Here is a 16,971-nt window from a genome sequence, read left to right on the forward strand (position 1 = left end):
TGCAAATGAATCAATCTGAATCGAATAGAATGCCGGTAATAGGGCAGGAGGAAGAAGTAATCGATATCAAGGATATTGTATTAAGAATTCTACGTATCTGGCCATATATAGTGCTGTCTGTTATAATGGCCTTAGGCATAGCCTATATGATTCTCCGGTATTCAGTGCCGGAATACCAGGTTTCTAGCAAATTTTTTATAAAAGAAAAGGAAAATCCCTTTAACTTATTTGAATCTGCGGGATTAAATATGGGAGGTTCCGGTGAAATGGAATTGGGCAATCAAATGATTATCCTCAAATCCAGACCCATAGCCAATGCCACTTTGGATCGATTGAACTTTGATGTGGAATACATTAAAGAGGGAAGGTTTATAAAGTCTGAAATATACCAGAATACCCCTATTGCTGTAGAAGTAGATTGGTCCCATCCTCAACTAACCAATGGGGATTTGCTGATTAAATGGGAAGACCGCAAAAGTTTTACAGTAACTTATTTGGGAGAATCTTACTTGCAAATATTTCCCGACAATGAGAGTAGAAATAAGTTGGAAAATCCCAACTCACCCACAGCCACTTTTTTGTTTAACCAATGGGTAGAATTGCCCATGAATCGGTTTAAAATAGGGCTAACTTCAGTGGAAGAAAGCGGGGAAATTATTATCCGCTTAAGGGATCGTTCAGGTTTGATTAACCACTATACAGGGGAAAACCTTCAGGTGGCTGCTATAGACAAACAATCCACCATCCTTAAATTAACCATTACCACACAAACCCCTCAGAAAGGAAGGGATTATTTAAATACCTTGCAGGAGGTTTATTTGGAAAATGAACTGCAGGAAAAGAATACCATGGCCACCAATACCATAGATTTTATCGATGCCCAATTGGTGGTATTGTCAGATTCTTTAATGTTTATTGAAAACAGGTTGGAAAGTTTCCGCTCCAATAACTCCATATATGACCTTAGTTCTGAAGGTACAGCGATCTTTGAGCAATTGAAAGCCCTGGAAACCGATTTGGCCAAGGAAAAATTTAAAAGAGAGTATTACCGGCAATTGACGCAATACCTGGAAAGAGAAGATTACAATCAAATTGTCGTCCCCTCGGGTTTAGGCATAGAGGATCCCATTTTAAATACACTGATTCAAAATTTGCTTGAATTGCAGGCGGAAAAATCCATGCATGCTTCTAAGCTAACTGAAATTTCTCCACCTTTAAGGGAAGTGAATAGGCAAATCAAAGACATGAACCTTTCCATTTTGGAATTGTTGCAGAATGTAGACAACAATGCTCAATTGCTGATTCAGGACCTTCAGCAGCGGATTGATAAAATTACAAGCACTTTTAGTGGATTGCCCCAAACTGAGCAAAATTTATTGCGAATTCAGCGGGAGTTTACTTTAAATGAAGGACTGTACACTTATTTGATGGAGAGAAGAGCAGAGTCGGCCATTACCAAGGCTTCCAATACGCCCAGCAATAAAATTATTGAAACGGCATTAATCAATCCAAACCCCATTAGCCCAAAAACTGCCTTAACCTATCTAATTGCTTTAATACTCGGATTGGGCTTGCCTATAGGGTTAAATTTAGTACGTACTTTTTTCAGCAATAAAATAAAAGATGGCAAGGAGTTGGAAAGAAAAGCAGACCTTAATTTGATTTCCACTATTGGACAGAATGAAGATGCTGACAATTTGGTGGTCTTAAAGAAACACAGGTCCGGAATTACCGAGGCTTTTCGTTCTTTAAGGGCCAATATGAATTTTATTCTTCCCAAAGAGAAAAATTCTGTGATTTTGATTACTTCCAGTATTTCCGGAGAAGGAAAGACTTTTTGCAGTATCAATTTGGCCTCGGTCTATGCCTTGAGCAATAAAAAAACACTTTTAATAGGTTGTGACATGCGCAAGCCCAAAATTTTTGAAGATTTTGGTATTAGCAATAATGAAGGCTTGTCTACCTACCTAAGTCACAATCAAGAGGATGTGAACCAGGTCATTCAAAAAACAGCTTATGAAAACCTGGACGTTATTGTTTCAGGCCCAATCCCTCCTAATCCTGCTGAATTGTTAATTACTGAGCGCTTTGCTGAACTGTTGGAGCAAATGAAAGGACGCTATGACATGGTTATATTGGATACCCCTCCTGTAGGCTTGGTTTCTGAAACATTAGACCTAATCAGGTTGGCTGATATTTCTCTCTTTGTGCTGCGCTACAATTACAGTGAAAAGCAATTTATAGACCATATTAATAACTTAAAGAAGCAGACCATCCTTAAAGAAGCCTATATCCTTTTCAATGGAGTGGATAAGGATGCACAGCATTATGGCTATGGTACCGGTTATGGTTATGGCTACGGTTACGGCTATGGTTATTACGCAGAAGATCAGGTTGAAAAGAGCTTCTTTAAAAAATGGTTCAGTAGGAGGTAGTTTATAATTAAACCCGAATTATAAATTAGGTCTCCCGTATTTATTTAAGGTTTTACCCCTTAGTTTATTAAATTGTTTTCCTTGGCTTTTGTTAGCTCTTCCCAACATGAAATGGGACTGAGGAGGCGAAGCTGTGTAAAGTTGAATACGGATGATTACGAAATACGAAAGAATCCCCCTAACCCCCTTTAAAAAGAGGGAGTCGGCTGGAAAAGTATTTTATCGCAGGACTTAAGAAATTGAAGTTGGCAAAAGCACTACCCCATCAAAATCGAAACCGTCCCTTTTAGAATAAACAGACTCACCCTTAACAAGGTGGAGTCGGATGGGTAGCATTTATTAATTATTAAAATAATATTCCGTTATTACTGAAGTTAGGATAAAAAATCCAAGTTAAAATAACTTATATTTGCCTTCATTTATTTAAATCATTACAACTAATATTTTTAACCTCATGAGTACTCCTTTAAAAGATGTAAAAATTGCCGTAATTGGGCTTGGCTATGTTGGACTTCCCTTGGCTGTTGAATTTGCCAAAAAATTCCCCGTTATTGGCTTTGATATAGCCTCCAAAAGAGTAAAGGAACTGAACAATGGTCATGACTTCACGCTAGAGGTTGAAGACCATGACCTTCAAGCTGTATTGGCTACCTCAAGTCCTAAAGAAAAGGGGCTTTACAATTCTGATAACCCTGCTGACCTTTCCGATTGCCAGGTATATATCGTAACCGTACCTACCCCTACGGATCGGCATAACAGGCCGGTTTTAACACCTATGTTAAAAGCTTCGGAGACCATTGCCAAATACCTAAAAAAAGGGGATGTGGTCATTTATGAATCAACGGTATATCCGGGTGTGACCGAAGAAGAGTGTGTGCCATTGCTGGAAAAAAATAGTGGTTTGGTTTACAATAAAGACTTTTTTGCAGGTTACTCCCCTGAAAGAATCAATCCCGGAGACAAAGAGCATACGGTTTCAAAGATTTTAAAAGTTACTTCCGGTTCTACCCCTGAGATCGCAGAATATGTGGACAGTCTTTACCGAGAGGTAATTGTAGCAGGAACGCACAAAGCGAGTTGCATTAAAGTTGCGGAAGCAGCAAAGGTTATTGAAAATTCCCAAAGAGACATTAATATTGCCTTTGTCAATGAATTGTCTAAAATTTTCAACCTTCTAAATATTGATACCCAAGAGGTGTTGGAGGCAGCTGGAACAAAGTGGAACTTCCTTCCCTTTAAGCCGGGCTTGGTTGGTGGACACTGTATTAGCGTGGATCCTTTTTACCTGGCCCAAAAAGCCCAGGAAGTAGGCTATCATCCGGAAATTATCCTAGCAGGAAGAAGACTGAATGATTCAATGGGTAAACATGTGGCCACAGAGGTGATCAAACACATGATGCGCAAGGATCTAAAAGTGATTGATAGCAAGGTATTGATCCTAGGTTTCACTTTTAAAGAAGATTGTCCCGATGTGCGTAACACTCGTGTAATTGACATTTATTCAGAATTGAGAAATTTTGACATAGCCGTAGATGTATATGATCCTTGGGCAAATCCTGAGGAAGTAAAACACGAATACGGAGTGGACATTATAGGTGGTAAAAATTGCCCTTCACTTGAGGAATATTCTGCAGTGGTATTGGCTGTTGCGCATAAAGAATTCAAAGCCTTGCCAATTCAAAAAAGCAAAAACCTTGTGGTATATGATGTTAAAGCTGTTTTGGATAAGGACAAAGTGGATGCCAGACTTTAATTTGTCATTAAAATGATTGCTGGCCGGATCAATTAGAATTGAAAATTTCTTTTTATTGGGCCAATATAAATTGGTAAATCTTGAAATTTATTACTAATAGTGCCTTATAAAATGGCATTGAATCAAAAATATTACCTTTCAATAGCAAATTAGGCTATTGAAGGGTTTTTAATTCATAAATGTCATTAAAAAAACAGACGCTTTCCGGTGTATTCTGGACCTTTACCGATACTTTTGTTTTAAGAGGTTTGTCCTTTATTGCATCAGTTATTCTTGCCAGGTTGCTTGGACCTACTGAATTTGGTCTAATAGGAATGATTAGTATTTTTATTGCTATTGGAAATTCATTGGTAGATAGTGGGCTTTCTGCTTCTATTATTCGAACCAAGGACGCCAATAACGAAGATTTTTCAACGGTTTTTTATCTAAATTTGTTGATGAGTTTTCTTGTTTATGCCCTATTGTTTGTTTCAGCACCCCTGATTGCTGATTTTTTTAATCAAGAGATCTTAGTTCTAATTGTCCGCGTTTACTGCATTAATTTTATCATTTCTGCATTTTCTTCCATTCAAATGGCAATTTTAAATAGGGGAATGAAATTTAAAAAAATTATGCAATGCAAAATTCCTGGAACAATATTAGGGGTGATTGTTGGGGTTGGCATGGGGTATATGGGATTTGGTGTTTGGAGTATGGTTTGGATGTTTTTAACTACCCAGATCGTCAGTTCTTTGATGTTATGGCTTAACTCCACATGGAAACCAGGGCTTGTATTTTCTAGAGAAAAACTAAAATACCATTATAGTTTTGGATATAAACTGATGTTGTCCGGTCTTATTGATACTTTCTATAAAAATGTTTACAAATTAATTATAGGAAAATTTTTCTCCGTACAGTCTTTAGGCTATTATGAAAGAGCATATTCTTTTAATAGTCAGCCGGTTACGATGTTGACTTCCATTATAAGCAAAGTTTCCTATCCCCTTCTTTCCAAGATTCAGGACCAAAAGGAACGTATTGCCATAGTTTATCGTCAATTGATTCAATTCTCATTTTTTATCATAGCTCCAATGATGCTTGGTGCTGCCGCAATGGCCAAACCTTTATTTTTGTTAATATTAGGTGAACAATGGTTACCTGCTGTTCCCTTTTTTCAAATACTCTGTTTTTCTGGTATATTTTACCCTATTCATTCTTTTAACATTAATGTATTGAAGGTGTATGGTAGAAGTGATTTGTTTTTAAAGCTCGAATTGATCAAAAAAGCATTAATAACTATCAGTATCCTTATAGGATTTCAATTTGGTATTTATGGTTTAGTCTGGAGTAGTGTTTTTACTTCTTTTGTAGGTTTATTGATCAATACGCATTACAGTAGTCGAATGATTCATTACACGACTTGGGAACAAGTGAAAGATTTATCTACCACATTGGTAAAAGCAGGCTTTATGGCAGGGTTTATGTTGTTATTCGTGCTTGAGATGGCTGATTATTCTCTTTATCTTCAGTTATTAATTTCTGGGATATTTGGATTAGTTTTCTATGTTTTACTGAATTGGATGCTTAAAAGCCCTCAATTGACTTTTGTTTTTGAACTTATAAAAAATCAAAAAAATTGATTTCTGTAACCAAACCATTTCTTCCTCCTCAGGCAGAATATGAAAAATATCTTTCCGGTATTTGGAAAAGGCAATGGCTTACCAATTCAGGACCATTGGGAAGTGAGCTTGAGATGAAATTAAAAGCCCATTTGGAGGTGAAACATTTACTGTATGTTACCAATGGAACCATAGCACTGCAAATGGCTATTAAAGCTTTGGAACTAAAAGGGGAGATAATTACTACTCCTTTCTCATTTGTAGCGACTACCAGCAGCATAGTATGGGAGGGCTGCAGCCCAGTCTTTGTTGATATTGACCCTAATTCTTTAAATATAGATCCAAGCAGGATAGAGGCGGCCATTACAGAAAATACTTCTGCCATTTTAGCTACCCATGTTTACGGAAACCCTTGTGATGTGGAAGCGATCGAAAAAATTGCGCAAAGGCATGACCTAAAAGTGATTTATGATGGGGCGCATGCCTTTGGGGTTAGGATAAATGGCAAGTCTATTTTTGATTATGGAGATATATCCACTTGCAGCCTACATGCCACTAAGCTGTATCATTCCATTGAAGGCGGTTTAATCATGACCAAGGATCCTGTGTTACTAAAAAAATTAGCTTATATCAGAAATTTTGGTTTTAATGGTCCCGAAGCATTTGCCGAGTTGGGCATAAATGGTAAGAATTCGGAGTTTCATGCAGCCATGGGCTTGGCCAATTTTGGTTATATCGAAGCTATTCATCAGCACAGGAAAGCATTGACGGAAAGGTATGATACAATGCTTAGGAATTTAAGGGCTAGCAAACCTGAATGGCATGGAAATGCCAGTCTAAATTATGCCTATTACCCTCTCATTTTTGAAAATTCTGAGCAAATGCTTAATAGCTTAGCAAAACTTCAAGGGAATGGTATATTTCCCAGGCGTTATTTTTATCCGTCTTTGGCCACCACCTTGCCTTATGTAGAAGCCAAAACGATGGAAATTACGGATGATATTGCCTCTCGCATTTTATGTTTGCCTTTGTACTTTGACTTAACCTCAGAAGAAGTGGACTTAATAGCACGTTTATTACTAAGGGTTCAAAACAATTGAGGTAATAATGAAGGATCTAGATTATACTTAAAAGGGTTCATTTGAATGGTTTTTCAGTTTTTTATATAAGACCGGTTCCAATTTTTTAACCAGCCTTTCAATTAAAAGCTTATCTCTAACTGATTATTTGAAAAAGCTTTATAAATGCTTTATTATTTAGTATCCTTCATACAGAAAATAAACTTTTAGCACCCATAATAATTTATTTAAATGGTTTAAATGGAAAAGAAGAGGATATCAATGGTTATACCATTGAATAAGTTATATTGGGAATCAGAGTATTAAGCGTAGTAGGGTTAAATTAAAGAAGGACATATTTAAAAAGGTTTCGGATTTTCAACTTATGGGATTTAATGTATTTTAGACCTAGGTTGTTTGTTTAGGATTCTTTTTAGTAAGTATATATTAATATCTGTTTTAATGAAGATAGCTCATTTTTTAAATGATAATAAATTTGTAGACAAGCACATCAAAAAATACATTGAGTGTGATTTTGAAAATGATTTCTTTTATCTAAATAATGAAAACAACTATTCTGGAAGCCATAAAGACAAAGTAGTTTATCTCCCTCCAGAGTCGGAAGCCTACAATTCCATAATTAATGGAATTGAGACTTATGATATTGTTATTCTTTATTACCTGAATTCTGATAAATTTCGATTGATCGAGGCAATCAAGGACAGCAAGGTGAAAATTATTTGGTCTTTCTATGGGGCAGAGCTTTATGGTCTTCCCGAGTTTCGGCAACTTACCCTAAGTGAGAAAACCCAAAAAGCCTTAAAAAGAATTTCATATAAAATTAATTTTGGGAAATTAAGGATGCTAATTGGAAGGTACCTTAATAAATTAAAAAAGAAGAAAACCAAAATTCATTGGTTGCAAAGATCCTGTCAAAGAATAGATTATTTTCTTTGGTACAACGAGTTTGAGTACGAGCTCTTAAATAAATACATGGGGCAAATTCTTCCCACCTTTATGGAGGCTCCATTAAATAATGCTTTGAATGAGGTAGAACCGGATCCGAACAAAGAAAATAGCCTCTTGATTGGAAACTCAGCTTCTTATTATAACAATCATTTGGATGCTTTGGATATACTGGCCAAAAATCGATACAAAGGCAAGGTTTCTTTGCCTTTTAGCTATTTAAAAAATGACAACTATGTCGCTTTAATTGAAAAGTATGCCCTTCGTTCAGGCTTGGCTTTCAAAATTATTGATGAATTTATGACCTATTCCGAATATATAACATTTATTAACCGGCATAAGGCGGCTGTGTATCCTTCCTATAGGCAAATGGGATTGGGTAATATTTTTATTGGTATTAGATGTGGACTTAAGATTTATTTAAGCGATAAGAATCCAACTTTAAAATGGCTAGGGGAGAAGGGAATGAAAATATACAGTATAGAACAGGATCTTTCAAAAGACCTGATTAAGAATAATTTGACTTTGGAACCTGCGCATATTGCATTGAATAATAACATCTATACTTCTATGGTTTCCGCTGAGCAGGATAAGCTTTTGTTTAACCAATTTAGAAATATGATCAAATAGTATTTGCACTATGCAGCTTTTGGATGAGCTAATGATTAAGGTTTTGAAACTAATGAAGTCTCTATTGATCTTGGCGGAGAATCAAAAAAATTATAATATTTAATTAGTAGTATTTGGATTTTATGAAATACGAAGTAATACCCAAAAAAGTATTGGTAACCGGTGGTGCCGGGTTTATAGGTTCCAATCTTATCGATGCTTTATTGGAGAATGAAAATAAAGTTGTTTGTCTGGATAATTTTGCCACCGGTAAAATTGAAAATTTGAAGGATGCACAAAAGAATCCCAATTTCACCTTAATTAAAGGGGATATCAGAGATAGAGATACTTGTATGAAAGCAGTGGAAGGATGTGATTATGTCTTGCACCAGGCTGCTTTGGGTTCTGTGCCTCGGTCTATTGCCGATCCCATTACGAGTACAGAAGTAAATATTGTAGGCTTTGTCAATATGTTGTTTGCAGCCAAGGAGGCAGGAGTAAAACGTTTTGTATATGCTGCCAGCTCATCTACCTATGGAGATCATAAAGACTTACCAAAGGTAGAGCATGTGATAGGAAATTCACTTTCACCATACGCCATTACTAAATATGTGGATGAATTGTTTGCCAAAAACTTTTCAGATATTTATGGAATAGAGACGGTAGGCCTGCGGTACTTCAATGTTTTTGGACGAAGACAAGATCCCAATGGGGCTTATGCTGCTGTAATACCTAAATTTGTTTCAAATCTTTTGAAACATGAAAGCCCATTAATTAATGGTGATGGGAAAAATTCAAGAGATTTTACTTATATAGACAATGTCATCCAAGCTAACTTATTGGCTGCTGCAGTTCCTTCAAATGAATTTAAAGACCGGTTAAAGCAATACCAGAAAATTGTTTCAGATGTTCCAGAAGTAAATACAGAAGCCAGCATTTCTGAGGTATTTAATGTAGCTTATGGGGAAAGTGTTTCGTTAAATGAATTGGGAAAGGTATTAAAACAAGAACTTTCTGAATACGATAAGGCTATAGCTACTATTGAATTCAAATATGGACCAAATAGACCAGGAGATGTTTCTCATTCCCTGGCATCTATAAAAAAAGGACAAACTATTTTAGGATATTTTCCTAAATATTCTTTTCGTACCGGATTAAAAAATGCCTGCTTTTGGTATTGGGAAAATTTTAAATAAATTATTATATAGATTCAATAATGGAGTTTAGGTTTTCAAAGTTTTGATTAAATAAATGACTTTTAATTGACTCACCTAGTTTACATGCTTCAGTAAATTTTTAACTATAACTAAAATGAAAGGAATTATTCTTGCAGGAGGTTCAGGTACTCGTCTTCATCCGCTAACGCAGGTAGTGTCAAAGCAACTTTTACCTGTTTACGACAAACCCATGATTTATTACCCATTATCGGTATTAATGCTGGCACAAATCAAAGAAATTTTAATTATTTCAACACCTCATGATTTACCAAATTTCGAAAGGTTATTAGGAGATGGTAGCCAATTGGGTATTGAAATTCAATATGCTGAACAAGCATCACCTGATGGTTTGGCCCAAGCGTTTATTATCGGGGAGGAATTTATTGGAGATGATGATGTATGTTTGGTATTGGGAGATAATATCTTTTATGGGGCAGGTCTTCAGAACCTTTTGAAAAACTCTATTACTACTGTTTCGGAGGAAAAAAAGGCCGTGGTTTTTGGCTATTATGTTGAAGATCCAGAAAGATATGGTGTTGCAGAATTTGATGATGGTGGGAATGTATTGAATATTGAAGAAAAGCCTGTTAACCCTAAGTCGAATTATGCTGTTGTGGGCCTATATTTTTATCCTAATTCTGTGGTTAACACAGCAAAGAGTGTAAAACCTTCATCTAGAGGAGAGCTCGAAATTACATCTGTTAATCAAGCCTATCTGGATCAGAAAAAACTTAAATTGCAAGTTATGAGTAGGGGATTTGCGTGGTTGGATACTGGAACGCATGAAGCATTAACTGAAGCCACAGAATTTGTAAAGGCTGTAGAAAAAAGAACAGGATTAAAAATTGCTTGCTTGGAAGAGATTGCTTTAAAATACAATTGGATTAATAAAGAAAAACTTGAATTAGAAATACTAGAATTGAAAGGTGAATATTATAAGTATTTAAAAAGAATTATTGCAAAGTAAGTACTTTCAATAAGAGTATGAAATTAGTTTCATAATTAGCCTTATTTATTTCATACTTTACAATCTCTTTTAATAAATTTTTTTGACTTAATATTTAATGATAATTAATAATAAATTTTAATAACCCCTTTATTATTTAATTTATTATCAATTATCTGAAGATTTTCTAACAATAATGGTTAATATAATGTACTATACTAAAGCAATAAATTTTGGCAAAAATTGAAAGACTAAATTGGGATTCCGACTTCTTTGGATATGAAGTTGGTAGATTAGATTTAATCAATAGTGACGAATTTAATGTTGAAAAATTCATTTCTGAATCTTCATCTTTTAAATTGGTTTATATTTTATCCAAAAAAACAATACCTTATGAGTTTATTACTTTAGTAGATAGGAAAATTATTTACCGGAAAGATGATATTTCTAATGTTGGATACAATTCATTTAAAAATAGACTTATATCTTTTGATGAAAATCTACATGATAAGAAGCAATTAATTGAATTGGCTTTAGCAAGTGGGATTTATTCTAGATATAATATAGATTCAAATTTTAATAATAATGAATATACTAAATTATACACTAGATGGATTTTGAATTCCATTAATAAGGAAATAGCATTCGAAGTATTAATTGCGCTTGAAAATAAACAAATACTAGGGTTTATAACTATAGGGAAAATCAATAGTGATTTGGCAGATATAGGTCTTATCGCTGTTCATCCAGATGCTAGAGGCCGAGGAATTGGAACAGAATTAATTAATAGTGCCATTGAAATGGCAAAATCCAAAAATTTTAAAAGAATTCAAGTAGTGACCCAATCGGAAAATATTCCTGCTTGTAATTTATACCAAAAAGCAAATTTTAAAGAAATTGACATCACAAACATTTATCATTATTGGAATTTATGATACCATTTAACAAACCCTATTTAACAGGGAAAGAAATGCATTATATGTATGAAGCAGTTTATACAGGCAAAATATCAGGTAATGGAATATTTACCAAGAAATGCCAAAATTTTTTAAAAAATCGGTTTGGTTTTGGTAAGTGTCTTTTGACTACCTCATGTACGGATGCTTTAGAGATGGCTGCAATTTTGATTGATTTAAAGCCAGGTGATGAAGTTATTATGCCGTCATTTACCTTTGTATCAACTGCAAATGCCTTTGTATTAAGAGGAGCTAAGATAATTTTTGCAGATAGTCGTAAAGATCATCCTGGTATGGATGAAGATAGTCTATCATCTTTAATTACAGATAAAACGAGAGCAATTGTGCCTGTTCATTACGCAGGTGTTGCATGTGATATGGATAAAATTATGGAATTGGCTGAAAAACACAATCTTTATGTTATAGAGGATGCTGCTCAGGCAATTGATAGCTATTATACAGGTAAAGATGGTATTAAAAGGCCTTTGGGATCTATAGGTCATTTAGCAGCATTTTCCTTTCATGAAACAAAAAATATTATCTCCGGTGAGGGAGGTATGTTGTCCATTAATGATCCTCAATTTGAAGACCGAGCGGAAATTATATGGGAGAAAGGAACTAACCGATCTGCATTTTTCAGGGGTGAAGTTGATAAGTATGGCTGGGTGGATATGGGTAGCTCTTTTTTACCTTCTGATATTATTGCGGCCTTCCTTTATGCACAATTAGAAAATCTAGACGATATACAATCTAAGCGAAAGGATATTTGGAATAGGTATGATAATAGTTTCAGAAACAAGATTGATTTAGTTGGTGGCGTTAAACTTCCATTTGTTCCCAATTTTGGAACAAATAATGGACATATGTATTATTTAATATGCTCCAGTGAGAGTGAACGAAATCAATTAATAACTCATTTAAAAAATAATAATATTTTATCAGTTTTCCATTATTTATCTCTTCACAAAAGTGAATTTTATTTTAAAGAAAGTAAGGTAAAAGAATTAAAAGAGAGTGACCATTTTTCAGATTGTTTGATAAGACTTCCGATGTTTTATGAACTTTCAGATTTGGATCAAGTTCATATTATACAATCTGTTCTAGATTTTTATAAATAAAGTTTAATGAATTTAATTCATATTGCTTCCGACGAAAAATTTATTAATAGTGCTTATTGGCAATTCAATGAAGTATTTCCTAACCAGAATTTTTTTTATTTATTGGTTAATAACCCTGAAGTTGAATTGAAGTATGTTTCCAACATCGATCATTTTCAAATAATACCCAATAATCTCAATGAAATCAAAAAACTATCCAAAAGTTTTAATGAGAATGATATTATTTGTTTTCATGGGTTAGACTATTATAGAAGTGTTTTTTTAAACGCACTTCCTGACAAATGTAAAATTGTCTGGTTTTTATGGGGAATGGAAGTTTATAATAATAGAGCCCTTTTTAAAAATAAATCCGTATTAGGTCCTGTAACTTCAACTTTGTTTTCTTTAGATTCATATAAAGATATAATAGTCCAATTTGTAAAAGATAGATTTAGACAGATTTATTATAAGATTAAATTTAAAACCAATAGTCCTCAATTAGAGGCTATTAAGGCAATGAAAAGAGCCGATTATTTAGGTATTCTATTTCAAGAAGAATTCAATTTTGTCAAGTCAATAGTTAAAAATCATGCAAAGTTTTTACGCTTCTCTTACTACCCTATAGAGTTAATGGTTAAAGATGAAGGAAAAAGAATCAATAGTAATCAAATCCTAATTGGTAATTCAGCCAGTGAAACCAATAATCACCTTGAAATTTTTGAAATACTAAGAACAATGACCCTAAATGATAAGGATCTTATTGTTCCTTTGAGCTATGGAGATGTTGCATATAGGGATATTATTATTGAAAAGGGTACAGATATTTTCGGGAAAAATTTTCATCCGTTAATTGATTTTATGCCACTTCATGAATACAATAAATTTTTAGAGAAATGTGGGATTGTAATCATGAATCATTATCGACAACAGGCTGTAGGTAATGTATTAACAATGTTGTGGATGGGAGCGAAAATTTTTTTAGATGAACGGAATACTATTTATCAATATCTAAAAAGGATAGGTATAAAAGTTTTTTCTGTTCAAACAGATTTAAATAAAAATAATTCAACTGTATTTAATTTGTTAAGTCATGAAGAACAAAATGCAAACAGAATTATTTTAAAAGGAGAAGTTGGAAAAAGATTTTTGTTGAAAGAATTGAAAGAACAATTTAAGTCTATTAAGGATGACCATTAGAAAACAAGTTTTTTCAGGAGTTAAATGGACAACCATAAGTACTATCGTTTTAGCTGCCACTGCCATCTTAAAAATATCTATTTTAACCCGATTTTTGGATAAGTCAGATTTTGGGTTAATGGCTTTGGTTACATTTGTGATAGGATTTATGGATTTATTTAACAATATGGGTTTGACTTCAGCTATTCTACATAAACAGGAAATTTCTAAAAAAGAATATGCTAGTCTATATTGGTTTAATCTTCTAGTAGGTATAGGCATGTATGGTATATTAATAACCATAACACCATTTATTGTTAATTTCTATAATCAAGAAGAACTTAAATTATTAATTCCATTAATAGGATTGAATTTAGTTATATCTGGAATTGGTCGTCAATTTAAAATTGTTGAACAAAAAGAATTACAATTTAAAGGTATTAGTATTGTAGATATATCTACTTCGATTTTATCATTAATAGTTGCAGTTTTTTTAGCTGTTAATGGTTATGGTGTTTACTCACTTGTTATCTCATCAGTAATTCAATCCTTTTCTTCTAGTATCATTTTTTTGATCATTGGTTTAAAAAAACAAGGATTACTTTTTCATTATCAGTTTAGTGATACTAAACCATTTTTAAAAATTGGAAGCTATCAAGTTGGTGGGCAATTAGTGAATTACTTTAATAGAGATTTAGATGTTTTGTTGATTGGAAAGTTTTTTGGGACAGATTTACTTGGAGGATATAGTTTAGCAAAACAGTTAGTTCGTAGACCTCTACAAATTATTAATCCTATAACTGATAAAGTTGGTATATCTGTATTCCCTAAATACCAAAATGATGTTATTTCCTTAAAAAGGTATTTCTTAATTTTTTTAAAGGCATATGGACCTATTAATTCTTTTGTTTATGGATTTATTGCAATTAGTGCTCCTTATTTAGTTGAACTATTTTATGGAGACAACTATTCTTCTATTGTACCATATGTTCAATTATTCGCGTGTTTAATTTTTTTACGATCTATGTCGGGAATTTCTGGTATTATAGTCATAACCAAAGGAAGGACAGATTATGATTTTTATTGGAATATTATTACAACTATTATAATGCCAATTTCTATTTTTATTGGAGCAATGTATTCGGTTGAATTAATTATTGTATTAATGACTATTATTCAATTTTTATTTTTAGTTCCATCTTGGTATATATTTTATAAACGTTTATTGAATATAGAATTTGTTTCATTTATGAAACCACATTTTTTTCCACTAATAATAGGAATTACTGTTTTTTTACTTAATAAATTATTCTTCAATATTAGTAAAATTAATACAATTGGAGGTAGTTTATTTTTATTATTATTAATTGGAGTTTATACTTATTTTACATTAAAAGAATTTAGAAATTATTTAATTACAATATATTCCAAATATGCCAGGATTTAATTTATCGATAGGGAATTTTCGATTTCCTTCAAAAAAAATAGGTGCTAATCTTAATTTTAATTCAATAGAATCTGATGGATTTACAGTTAACAATTTTACTATTAAGAAATTTGAAAATGACAAATTATTTGTTGATTGTGAATCGTGTCTTTTAGTCTTAGAAGGAGTAATTCTAAATAAAGCTACATTGCTTCAATCTTCGTTAAATTGGGAAAAAACTGTAATTAATTTATATCAACGATTTGGTGAAACATTTTTCAGCAAATTTAGGGGAAGTTTTTCTGGATTCTTATTTGACAAAACTGAAAAGAAATGGATTATTTTTACTGACCAGTTAGGAACTAAACAGTTATTTTATACTTTCTCAGATGGTAAACTTCTACTTTCTTCTGAAATTTCTGACCTGTACAAGTTTTATAAGTTCCACAATTTAGATGTAGGTTTTGATGAACAGGCTGGGTATATGCTGTTAAGTTATGGCTATATGTTGGATGACCATACTTTATCATCAAAGATCAAAAAATTGGAAGCTGGTAAATTTATTAAATTCGATAAAGACCAAAATTTTTCGATTAACACTTATTATAAGTTGCCCAAATCATTTATCTCAAATGATTATGATCAGTATGAATTAATTGAAGAATTGGATAAAAAGTTCCAAAATGCCATTGAATTACAGTTTGAAAAAGATAAGGAATATGGATATCAACACCTTGTTGGCCTCAGTGGAGGTTTGGATTCAAGAATGACAAGTTGGGTTGCCCATGAAATGGGATATACTGATCAGGTTAATTTTACTTTTTCTCAGACCAATTATTTGGATGAAACAATTGCTAAAAAAATTTCTACTGATTTGAGACATGAATGGATTTTCAAAGCTTTAGATAATGGTATTTTTTTAAAAGATATAGATAGAATTAATCAAATTACTGGTGGTAATGTGCTTTATTATGGGCTTGCACACGGGAATAGTCTTTTTAATATATTGAACTTTAATAATTTTGGAATTGTCCATACAGGTCAGTTAGGAGATGTTATTATTGGAAGTTATATTAAAAATCTTTCTAAAAACAATTTAAATAATTTGGGAGGTGCTTATTCTAATAAATTCAAATTAAAAGTTAATTCTTCAATAAAAAAATTTAAAGATTTTGGTGACCTAGAATTGACAATGTTGTATCAAAGAGGAATAAATGGTACTAATGCAGGATTATTAGCAGCTCAATGTTATTCTGAAACAATTTCTCCATTTTATAATTTAGAATTTTTTGAATTTTGTTTGTCTATTCCCATTAATTTGAGAATTAATCACAATCTATACAAGAAATGGGTGTTAAAAAAATATCCAGGAGCTGCTGATTATATTTGGGAATCTACAAAAAGGAAACTTGGTGCTAATAATCCGTATATTTCTTATAAAGGAAAATCTATTCCAATCCAAAAAATTTCATCTATTTTATTGAGTAAGCTAGGGATTAAAAAATCTGCTATTGAGACTAAATATCATATGAATCCCTTAGATTTCTGGTATAATAGTAATAGTCAGCTAAAATATTTTCAGGATTCCTACTATTTAAATAATATTGACTTATTAAATAAGTTCAATAGTCTTCAAGATGACTGTAAAACCTTATTTAATTCCGGTAATGCTATTGAAAAAAATCAAGTACTTTCTTTATTGTCAGCATATAATCTTTTTTTTAGATAATATTA

General features: G+C 32.7%; 12 protein-coding genes. All 12 read left to right on the forward strand.

Annotated features, from left to right (window positions below; translation table 11 throughout):
- The first annotated feature begins 5 nt into the window (after positions 1-5).
- The 12 genes from CA2015_RS15045 to CA2015_RS15100 all read left to right on the forward strand — a co-directional run bounded on the left by CA2015_RS15045 (position 6) and on the right by CA2015_RS15100 (position 16,966).
- On the forward strand, positions 6-2,435 hold the full coding sequence (locus CA2015_RS15045) for a polysaccharide biosynthesis tyrosine autokinase (RefSeq protein WP_048642640.1): 2,430 nt from the start codon (positions 6-8) through the stop codon (positions 2,433-2,435).
- 454 nt (positions 2,436-2,889) lie between these two features.
- On the forward strand, positions 2,890-4,188 hold the full coding sequence (locus CA2015_RS15050) for a nucleotide sugar dehydrogenase (protein WP_048642641.1): 1,299 nt from the start codon (positions 2,890-2,892) through the stop codon (positions 4,186-4,188).
- 179 nt (positions 4,189-4,367) lie between these two features.
- On the forward strand, positions 4,368-5,807 hold the full coding sequence (locus CA2015_RS15055) for a lipopolysaccharide biosynthesis protein (protein WP_048642642.1): 1,440 nt from the start codon (positions 4,368-4,370) through the stop codon (positions 5,805-5,807).
- Positions 5,804-6,886, forward strand: coding sequence for a DegT/DnrJ/EryC1/StrS family aminotransferase (locus tag CA2015_RS15060; protein WP_048642643.1), 1,083 nt, complete (start codon positions 5,804-5,806; stop codon positions 6,884-6,886). The genes CA2015_RS15055 and CA2015_RS15060 overlap by 4 nt, the downstream gene beginning before the upstream one ends.
- 420 nt (positions 6,887-7,306) lie before the next feature.
- Positions 7,307-8,440 (forward strand): TDP-N-acetylfucosamine:lipid II N-acetylfucosaminyltransferase, encoded by a 1,134-nt coding sequence (locus CA2015_RS15065; RefSeq protein WP_048642644.1) that lies wholly within the window; start codon positions 7,307-7,309, stop codon positions 8,438-8,440.
- A 122-nt stretch (positions 8,441-8,562) separates the two neighbouring features.
- Complete coding sequence (locus CA2015_RS15070) at positions 8,563-9,615, forward strand: SDR family oxidoreductase (RefSeq protein WP_048642645.1); 1,053 nt, start codon at positions 8,563-8,565, stop codon at positions 9,613-9,615.
- 115 nt (positions 9,616-9,730) lie between these two features.
- Positions 9,731-10,603: a glucose-1-phosphate thymidylyltransferase RfbA gene (rfbA, locus tag CA2015_RS15075; RefSeq protein ID WP_048642646.1), complete on the forward strand. Its 873-nt coding sequence runs from the start codon at positions 9,731-9,733 to the stop codon at positions 10,601-10,603.
- Between the two features lie 212 nt (positions 10,604-10,815).
- On the forward strand, positions 10,816-11,517 hold the full coding sequence (locus tag CA2015_RS15080; protein WP_048642647.1) for a GNAT family N-acetyltransferase: 702 nt from the start codon (positions 10,816-10,818) through the stop codon (positions 11,515-11,517).
- A complete protein-coding gene (gene rffA / locus CA2015_RS15085) occupies positions 11,514-12,656 on the forward strand; it encodes a dTDP-4-amino-4,6-dideoxygalactose transaminase (RefSeq protein ID WP_048642648.1) in 1,143 nt (380 codons plus the stop codon). Before CA2015_RS15080 ends, rffA begins: the two co-directional genes overlap by 4 nt.
- A 6-nt stretch (positions 12,657-12,662) precedes the next feature.
- On the forward strand, positions 12,663-13,832 hold the full coding sequence (locus tag CA2015_RS15090; RefSeq protein ID WP_048642649.1) for a TDP-N-acetylfucosamine:lipid II N-acetylfucosaminyltransferase: 1,170 nt from the start codon (positions 12,663-12,665) through the stop codon (positions 13,830-13,832).
- A complete protein-coding gene (locus tag CA2015_RS15095; RefSeq protein WP_048642650.1) occupies positions 13,822-15,258 on the forward strand; it encodes an MOP flippase family protein in 1,437 nt (478 codons plus the stop codon). The genes CA2015_RS15090 and CA2015_RS15095 overlap by 11 nt, the downstream gene beginning before the upstream one ends.
- Complete coding sequence (locus tag CA2015_RS15100; RefSeq protein ID WP_048642651.1) at positions 15,245-16,966, forward strand: asparagine synthetase B family protein; 1,722 nt, start codon at positions 15,245-15,247, stop codon at positions 16,964-16,966. The genes CA2015_RS15095 and CA2015_RS15100 overlap by 14 nt, the downstream gene beginning before the upstream one ends.
- Positions 16,967-16,971 lie beyond the last annotated feature (5 nt).

This window comes from Cyclobacterium amurskyense (genome assembly GCF_001050135.1).
Taxonomy (GTDB): Bacteria; Bacteroidota; Bacteroidia; order Cytophagales; family Cyclobacteriaceae; genus Cyclobacterium; species Cyclobacterium amurskyense.

What these genes read in the sequence shown, in the direction of transcription:
- CA2015_RS15045 (WP_048642640.1), top strand. Translation starts at nt 6, where the DNA reads ATGAATCAATCTGAATCGAATAGAATGCCGGTAATAGGGCAGGAGGAA.
- CA2015_RS15050 (WP_048642641.1), top strand. Translation starts at nt 2,890, where the DNA reads ATGAGTACTCCTTTAAAAGATGTAAAAATTGCCGTAATTGGGCTTGGC.
- CA2015_RS15055 (WP_048642642.1), top strand. Translation starts at nt 4,368, where the DNA reads ATGTCATTAAAAAAACAGACGCTTTCCGGTGTATTCTGGACCTTTACC.
- CA2015_RS15065 (WP_048642644.1), top strand. Translation starts at nt 7,307, where the DNA reads ATGAAGATAGCTCATTTTTTAAATGATAATAAATTTGTAGACAAGCAC.
- CA2015_RS15070 (WP_048642645.1), top strand. Translation starts at nt 8,563, where the DNA reads ATGAAATACGAAGTAATACCCAAAAAAGTATTGGTAACCGGTGGTGCC.
- rfbA (WP_048642646.1), top strand. Translation starts at nt 9,731, where the DNA reads ATGAAAGGAATTATTCTTGCAGGAGGTTCAGGTACTCGTCTTCATCCG.
- rffA (WP_048642648.1), top strand. Translation starts at nt 11,514, where the DNA reads ATGATACCATTTAACAAACCCTATTTAACAGGGAAAGAAATGCATTAT.
- CA2015_RS15090 (WP_048642649.1), top strand. Translation starts at nt 12,663, where the DNA reads ATGAATTTAATTCATATTGCTTCCGACGAAAAATTTATTAATAGTGCT.
- CA2015_RS15095 (WP_048642650.1), top strand. Translation starts at nt 13,822, where the DNA reads ATGACCATTAGAAAACAAGTTTTTTCAGGAGTTAAATGGACAACCATA.
- CA2015_RS15100 (WP_048642651.1), top strand. Translation starts at nt 15,245, where the DNA reads ATGCCAGGATTTAATTTATCGATAGGGAATTTTCGATTTCCTTCAAAA.